Genomic DNA, 6,675 nt, shown 5'->3' on the forward strand with positions numbered 1-6,675 from the left:
AAATCCCCCGAATCGCCGCGCTGTCACTTCGCAGCTGGTCCGTATGACTGACCTGTGGGACATTGGAGTGAACCCAAAGTACCGGGCCAGCAGGCAAGTCACTTCTAAGCGGCATGATAGCGGGTGGCAAACTCAGCCGGTGGGATATAGCCGAGACTGGAATGCAAACGTTCCTGGTTATACAGCTGACCGATGAAATGGTTGATGTGGTGCTGTGCGTCGTCGAAGTCGAAATAGTCCTGCAGATCAACTTCTTCCGTTTTCAGGGTGTTGTAAAAGCTTTCCATGCGGGCGTTGTCGTAGGGGTTGCCCTTTCTGGACATGCTGGGAATCAGACCAGCCTCCCGAAGCCGCTCCACATACACGCGACTCGCGTACCCTGACCCTTGGTCAGAATGGTGCAGTAAGCCTGGGGCTGGGCAACGCGCTGTGAGCGCGTTGTTGAGCGCTTTCAACGCCAGCGCCGCGTCAATACACCTTGACATGGCCCAGCCCACGATTTCTCGGGTGAAGCTGTCGAGGACGCAGGCGAGGTACACAAAGCCATGCTTGACCCGAACGTAGGTGAGATCGACTTGCCAGACTTGGTTGGGTTGAGTCGGCACCACTGTTGGCAACAGGTTTTCAAAACGACGTTCGCTGTGCGTCGAGTCCGTCGTGACCTGAAATCGCCGTTTGGGACGGCATAACAACCCCCCTGCTCGCATGACCCGTAAGACGCGTTTGTGGTTGGTCGGGCGTCCCCGGCGGGCCAGTTCATGGGTGACGCGACGGTACCCGTAGCCCGTCCACTTCAGCGCGATGGCCTCAATCTCCTTCGTGAGCTCCAGATCCGGGTTGACCGGTGTCCGAGTCTGCTGACCCAGATACCACGACCGACTGACCGCGTGCAGCTCACACAAGCGACGTACCGACACCATGGGATGCGCGCTCCGCGCATCCGTGATCATGTGGTGCCGTGTTTCGAGCGGTACGTCGCCAACGATTTTTTCAAGATCGTGTTCTCCAGAGCCAGCTGACCGCAGTACCGTTCCAGCTCGGCAATGCGGAGTTCGTCGCTGCGATCCGTCGTGGCACCATCGGTAAAAGCGGCTTCCCCACGCGCCTCAACCTCTTTTCGCCACCGATGAATCAAGCTCGGAGCCAGGGAATGAGTCCGGCTGAGATGGGCGGTGGTGTGTTGGCCGGTGTTGATCTGGCTGACCACCTCAAGTTTGAACTCGCGGCTGTGATTTCGTCCTGGCATCTGATCTCCTTCGCGATGCAGTCAGCGTATCTGCTGACTGGGGCGAAGTGTCTTAGCCTGTGGTCCTGTCAGATGGGGTCAGTCCACCGTGATCAATCACATCAGGCCATTGAGGCACAGAACATCCATTGATCGCTCCTTGCGTCTCCCTGCCGGGTTAGGCTGAAAGTCATGACCCCATCAGAGGTTGGACACATCACCTATTCGCGTGGTGGGCAGGCAGAAAGTCGGCATGAGATTCACGTGGCGGTGGTGGACGCCAACGGCCACCTGAAAGCCCACTGCGGCAACGCTGAGCTGACGACTTTTCCGCGCAGCAGCAGCAAGCCGGTACAGGCGCTTCCGCTGGCCGAGGCCATGCCCGACCTTCCGCAGGATGAACTGGCGGTGGCCTGTGCCAGCCATGCCGGAACGCCCGAGCATCTGGCGGTGGTTCAGCGTCTGCTGGCCCGCTCGGGAAGCAGCGTGGCCGATCTGCGGTGCGGTACCCATCCGCCTTTTGATGCGCCAACCGCCGCCAGCCTGATTCAGAGTCAGCAGACCCCTACCCCACTGCACCACAACTGTTCTGGAAAACACGCCGGAATGCTGCTGGCTTGCGTCCGCCTGGGCCTGCCGCGTGAGGGCTACACCCACCCGGCCCATCCCCTGCAGGTCCAGATTCGGGCGCTGCACGCCAGCCTGGCCGACGTGCCTCTGGAGGCCATACACGCGGGCGTAGACGGGTGCAGTGTGCCCGCCTTTGCCCTGCCTCTTCGGGGAACGGCCCGTATTTTTGCGCGGTTGGCGGCTCCTTCTGGTCCCCATGCCCAGGCGCTGGCACGCATTGCCCAGGCCATGCAGGCCCACCCTTTCCTGATTGCTGGCCCCGGACGGCTGGATACCACCCTGATGCCGCTGGTGCCGGGCCTGACGGCCAAGATGGGGGCCGAAGCCTTCTACGGAATGGCCCTGCAAGACACCCCCTCTGGGCCGTTGGGGGTGGCCTTCAAAGTGATGGACGGAGGGGAGCGGGCCAGATCGCCCATGGCCCTGGCCGTGCTGAAGGCGTTGGGCGTTCCCCTGACAGAAGCCGTCTGGGCGCTGGCTCCCTCCGAACTCCGCAACTGGGCCGGGCAAGAGGTCGGCCGCATTCAGACCCATCTTCCGCTGGTGTGGTCCTGAAGAGTGGGACCCGCGCCAGATCAATAGGGTCCAGAGTATTGGTAGTCCGTTGAGTAGCTGCGCTGCCGCCAGAGACACATTGTTTTTCGCAGCTTGGATCGGTTGATCTCAACGAAAAACACAGTCTCCGACTCGTCTGCCAGGCTCAGTCAACGGACTGCCAGTATTGATCGCGGTGTAGGTGTGCATTCATGAGGCGCTACGGAAGGTCGATGTACCGGGCACGCTGCAATTAACCTTTCTTTTCAGGCCACTATCGTGCGCGCATAGAAGTTTCCTAGGTTGTGTTGCCTTAACCGGAATCGGGGTACGCTGGCCTCCCGTGAGTGACCGGACACCCGCCCGCCACCGCTTTTCAATGACGATCATCCAGCACGCGGTTTGGCTGTACTATCGCTTTCCCCTGAGTGACCGAGACGTGCAGGAATTGCTCCACCAGCGCGGCCCAACAGGTCAGTCACGAAACCCTCCGCGAATGGTGCATACAATTCGGACTTCGCTTCGCCGAAGACCTGCGCCATCGTGAACCCCGTCGGGGTTTAGGGTGGCATCTCGACGAGGTCTGTACGAGCGTCGATGGCGTTCGAGACTGACTCTGGTGGGACGTGGACGAGTACGGGTTCGTGCAGGGCATTGTGCTGGCGGTGGCAAGTACGGAGGAACTGGATCTCGACGACATCGCGCAGTTCAAAGGAGATCAGCAGACGGGGTTTGCGACCGTGAAGATCAAAGGTGGACAGAACGGTCTGGCGCAGGCCCTGTCCATCATCGTCAAGCCGCTGGCGTCCCAGGACTGGGTGACCGATGTGGCGCATTACCAAATTTCCGCCACAGTGGCCACGCCGCCCCGGCCAGTGGTCTCCACGACGACCACTGCGGTCTCGACCTGGAAGTCTTCGTTCAAGTTGACGCTGAGCCTGGTGCGGGTGTACGACTTTTACGCCAATCAGCTCAAGGGGCAGGGCTACGAGTCGGACGAGATGACCACCTCGCGCCTGCAGATGGTGGGCAAGTTCAGCCTGTATGACGACTCGAGCGCCAACTTGACCGTAAAGCAGCGCCCGGGAACAACCATGTACGACGTCATCCTCGTGCGCAAACACGCTCAGTAAGACCGCAACAACGGCACGCTCCAACTGACCCGCCTAGGGGCGTGATCAACAGCCCAGGCGTCCAGGCCCACCGCAAGGTGGGCTTTTTCTCGGCCCTCCGAACGACCCCCGGGAGGAACACCGGAAGGCACGGTCAGATTGACGGATGACTCACCACTCCAGAATGGCTTTTGACTGGGATCAAACGGTAAACAAAGCGCGTGGTGGCGCTGCACCCACTGGTCAAGCGCGGCGCCCTGCTCACCCACGATTCTTCAGAGCCAGGGCCAAACCCCGGCCACAGCATGTCCCCGCCGGTCTTCTGTCACTGGTATCCAGATGAGGTACCCCACTCGCCCCAGATGTGGTGACTCCCGAGGATGCCGCGTGGGTAGAGCACGCCCCGCACATTTTGTTCATGTCAGCGTCCGGTCGTCGGTTCTGTAGGGTCTGAGAGCCGTTTGAAGCGCCAACAAGCCCGCTTGATCCATTGGTAAAGCTGAGCCCAACAAACCTCCGGCATCCAGCAGATAGGCTGAGGCATGGCTTACCAAGCGCAGCTCGATGATGGCCGGACCCTCACGCTTGAGCAGCACGGCGAGCAGACCCTCATCTCTGTTGAGCAGCAGGGACAGGCCCAGGCGTCCGGCACCACAACAGGCACCTGGACCGCTCCGCCTCAGGTCCACCGGCTCCAGGACCGCTTTGTGGTGGAACTCCGGACCAACCCGCCCGTGTATTTCGCGCTGTACGGCAACCAGGTTCAGTCGCTGGGCGAGGCCCCCGACCTGGGCAAACACGGGGCGGTCGAGTTGAAGGCTGTGCCGGACGGTCAGGGTATGAAGCCCATGGAACCCATGACACCGATGAAACCGATGAAGCCCCTGTGACCTCAGTGCAGTCGAGACAGGTGGACTGCTCCCTGTGCTGAACTGATCCATCTTCGATACGGTCCAGCGACTGCACCCACGCCACTTGCGGGTCAGAGGAAAAACAGGTTGAGGCACAGCTTTTTGCCTGAAGGGTTAAGCAACAGAAGAGGCCTGCAGCATGTGTACATTGGCCCTATGCCTTTACCTGACCAAGAACTTCAGAGGAGTGAACACGGCAAGTTGACAGGACGCGTGGCAGTGGTCACCGGGGCGGCCGGCGGCATCGGGCGCGCAACGGCGCTGGCACTGGCACAGGCGGGGGCGCGGGTGGTGGTGTCCGACATGCAACTTGAGGCGGGCGAAGCTGCCGCTGCCCTGATCCGCACGGCAGGTGGTCAGGCTGTTTTTGTGGCCTGTGACGTTTCGGAACCCGCACAGGTGGCCCGCCTGATCGAACAGACCGTTGAGGAATACGGCGCGCTGCATATCCTGGTCAACAATGCTGGAATTTCAGGGGGGTCCAGTCTGGCCCATGAGATGGACATAGAGCTGTGGGACCGGGTCATGGCGGTCAACGTGCGTGGTCCCTTCTTGTGCGTGAAAGCAGCGATGCCGCATCTGCTTGCCAGCGGCCACCAAGCGGCCATCATCAATATTGCTTCGACCTATGGCCTGATCGGGGCGTTGCGGGCGCCAGCGTACTGTGCCTCTAAAGGCGCGCTGGTCAATCTGACCCGGCAGCTTGCGGTGGACTACGGACCCCAGGGCATCCGCGTCAACGTCGTTTGTCCGGGGTACATCGATACCGATATGGGCGGCAGCGTGGCCAAATTGCCAGCCGAGCAGGCAGCTGCCGCACGGGCACGGCGTGAAGCCAATGCTGCGCTGCAACCCCTAGGGCGGCAGGCACAGGCGGATGAAGTGGCCCGCGTGGTCGCCTTTCTGGCCTCTGACGACAGTTCGTTTATGACCGGATCTATTGTCACGGTAGACGGTGGCTGCACCGCCACCTTTAACCACGGGCCGCGCTGAAGCAGGCCTGAGTGTAGCGATGGGCTGGTCGCTGAGATTCAGGACTTTCTGGGGTTGTGTTGCCTTAACTGGCGTCACGGCAGACTGAGGGCAGGGGCGGCCTCAGGTTCAGGCCGCCCCTGCCGCGACCATTGACCACGTCTGAAACGCTTTTCTCTGATTATTTCGTCTACTTCTGGCGGAAACGCTGGTTCTGGTGTGCTGGTGAAGATTGTCGATCCTGGCGTGCAGATTCAGGAATTCCTGCGCTCGCTTTCTTCGCTTGAAGCCCTGCTGTTGTCGCTCCTGACGCCGTGTGGAACGGTGAGATTGTTCGATCAAATTGTTGCAGCGCGCCGCGGAGATCACTTGCTGGTGGTCGACGTTGACCAAGCTCGGGGGTTCCCGAATCGCTGCGCCGTAACTCCGTAGCTGGTCGGTTCGAATGGCCTCTGGGACGTCGTATTCACTTAGGAGGCGAGTTAGGAAGGTCTTCGCAGCTTCAGTGTCTTGGTGCCGCTGAAGCAGGATACCCTGCACGAAGCCGTGCTCGTCCACTGCTCTCCACAACCAGTGTCGGACACCATTAACGCTCGTACACACCTCGTCCAGATGCCACCGGGAACCCCGTCGGGGTTCCCGGTGGCGCAGTTCCTCAGCGAAGAGGGCGCTGAATTTGATACACCATTCGCGGAGGGTCTTGTGGCTGACCTGTTGGGCCGCGCTGGTGCAGTAATTCTTGAACATCTCGATAGCTGAGCGGGAAACGGTAGTACAGCCAGAGTGCGTGCTGGATGATGGTCATGGGAAAACGGTGGCGGTAAGGCTTGGCGTCGGTCACGGCGGCTCAGCCTACCCCGCTCAGATCAAGGCAACACAACCGTTAAAAGCTTTAAAAGAAGTGATGATCATCATCAGGCGGAGGCGCTCGTTGTCGGCTGAATCGGCATTTTCGACGTAGATCCTGCGAACTTTCGGGAGTCGAGTTTCCAAAACTCTGCGAACTTCCGGTATGAATTCTGCGAACTTCCGGGTGTTCACAATACAAACTCTGCGAACTTCCGGGAGTTCAGCTTTAAAAATGCTGCGAACTTCCGGTATAAACGCTGCGAACTTCCGGGTATTTGGAGCGCAAACTCTGCGAATTTCCGGGAGTCGAACATCCCACCGATTCGCCATGCTGACGTTCCTCAGACGTTCAGCAGGCGCATCGCCGAGAAGCGACCTGTCAAGGAGGGATGATACGGGATTAAACTGAGTCGCGAATATGAGACCTGCCTCGCTGTTCCCG

General features: G+C 60.1%; 7 protein-coding genes and 1 pseudogene. 4 read left to right on the forward strand and 4 right to left on the reverse strand.

Annotation, left to right across the window (positions count from 1 at the left end; all coding sequences use genetic code 11):
* Positions 1 to 104: 104 nt before the first annotated feature.
* Together E7T06_RS20740 and E7T06_RS20745 are read right to left on the reverse strand one after the other, a co-directional pair.
* Positions 105 to 950 carry an IS3 family transposase gene (locus E7T06_RS20740; protein WP_136367664.1) on the reverse strand — a complete coding sequence of 282 codons (846 nt, stop codon included), beginning with the start codon at positions 948 to 950 and terminating at the stop codon, positions 105 to 107.
* Positions 947 to 1,246 (reverse strand): transposase, encoded by a 300-nt coding sequence (locus E7T06_RS20745; protein WP_136367665.1) that lies wholly within the window; start codon positions 1,244 to 1,246, stop codon positions 947 to 949. Before E7T06_RS20745 ends, E7T06_RS20740 begins: the two co-directional genes overlap by 4 nt.
* 171 nt (positions 1,247 to 1,417) lie before the next feature.
* Between E7T06_RS20745 and E7T06_RS20750 the strand changes: the two genes are divergently transcribed.
* The 4 genes from E7T06_RS20750 to E7T06_RS20765 all read left to right on the forward strand — a co-directional run bounded on the left by E7T06_RS20750 (position 1,418) and on the right by E7T06_RS20765 (position 5,405).
* Positions 1,418 to 2,410 carry an asparaginase gene (locus E7T06_RS20750; protein WP_136367666.1) on the forward strand — a complete coding sequence of 331 codons (993 nt, stop codon included), beginning with the start codon at positions 1,418 to 1,420 and terminating at the stop codon, positions 2,408 to 2,410.
* 605 nt (positions 2,411 to 3,015) lie between these two features.
* Entirely contained in the window at positions 3,016 to 3,522 is a 507-nt protein-coding gene (locus E7T06_RS20755) for a hypothetical protein (protein WP_240741207.1), read from the forward strand.
* 521 nt (positions 3,523 to 4,043) lie between these two features.
* A complete protein-coding gene (locus E7T06_RS20760) occupies positions 4,044 to 4,391 on the forward strand; it encodes a hypothetical protein (protein ID WP_136367667.1) in 348 nt (115 codons plus the stop codon).
* 177 nt (positions 4,392 to 4,568) lie between these two features.
* A complete protein-coding gene (locus E7T06_RS20765; protein WP_136367668.1) occupies positions 4,569 to 5,405 on the forward strand; it encodes a glucose 1-dehydrogenase in 837 nt (278 codons plus the stop codon).
* Between the two features lie 108 nt (positions 5,406 to 5,513).
* On the opposite strand, the pseudogene E7T06_RS20770 reads toward E7T06_RS20765, so the two are convergent.
* Positions 5,514 to 6,225 (reverse strand): annotated as a pseudogene (locus tag E7T06_RS20770) (IS6 family transposase).
* Between the two features lie 20 nt (positions 6,226 to 6,245).
* The coding region (locus E7T06_RS21575) for a hypothetical protein (RefSeq protein ID WP_205751001.1) at positions 6,246 to 6,675 on the reverse strand (430 nt) is incomplete at its 5' end.

The sequence above is a fragment of the Deinococcus sp. Arct2-2 genome (genome assembly GCF_004801315.1).
GTDB lineage: Bacteria > Deinococcota > Deinococci > Deinococcales > Deinococcaceae > Deinococcus.

Bases quoted from the DNA above. Each gene is read 5' to 3' on its own strand.
- E7T06_RS20740 (WP_136367664.1), bottom strand. From the start codon at position 950: ATGATCACGGATGCGCGGAGCGCGCATCCCATGGTGTCGGTACGTCGC.
- E7T06_RS20745 (WP_136367665.1), bottom strand. From the start codon at position 1,246: ATGCCAGGACGAAATCACAGCCGCGAGTTCAAACTTGAGGTGGTCAGC.
- E7T06_RS20750 (WP_136367666.1), top strand. From the start codon at position 1,418: ATGACCCCATCAGAGGTTGGACACATCACCTATTCGCGTGGTGGGCAG.
- E7T06_RS20760 (WP_136367667.1), top strand. From the start codon at position 4,044: ATGGCTTACCAAGCGCAGCTCGATGATGGCCGGACCCTCACGCTTGAG.
- E7T06_RS20765 (WP_136367668.1), top strand. From the start codon at position 4,569: ATGCCTTTACCTGACCAAGAACTTCAGAGGAGTGAACACGGCAAGTTG.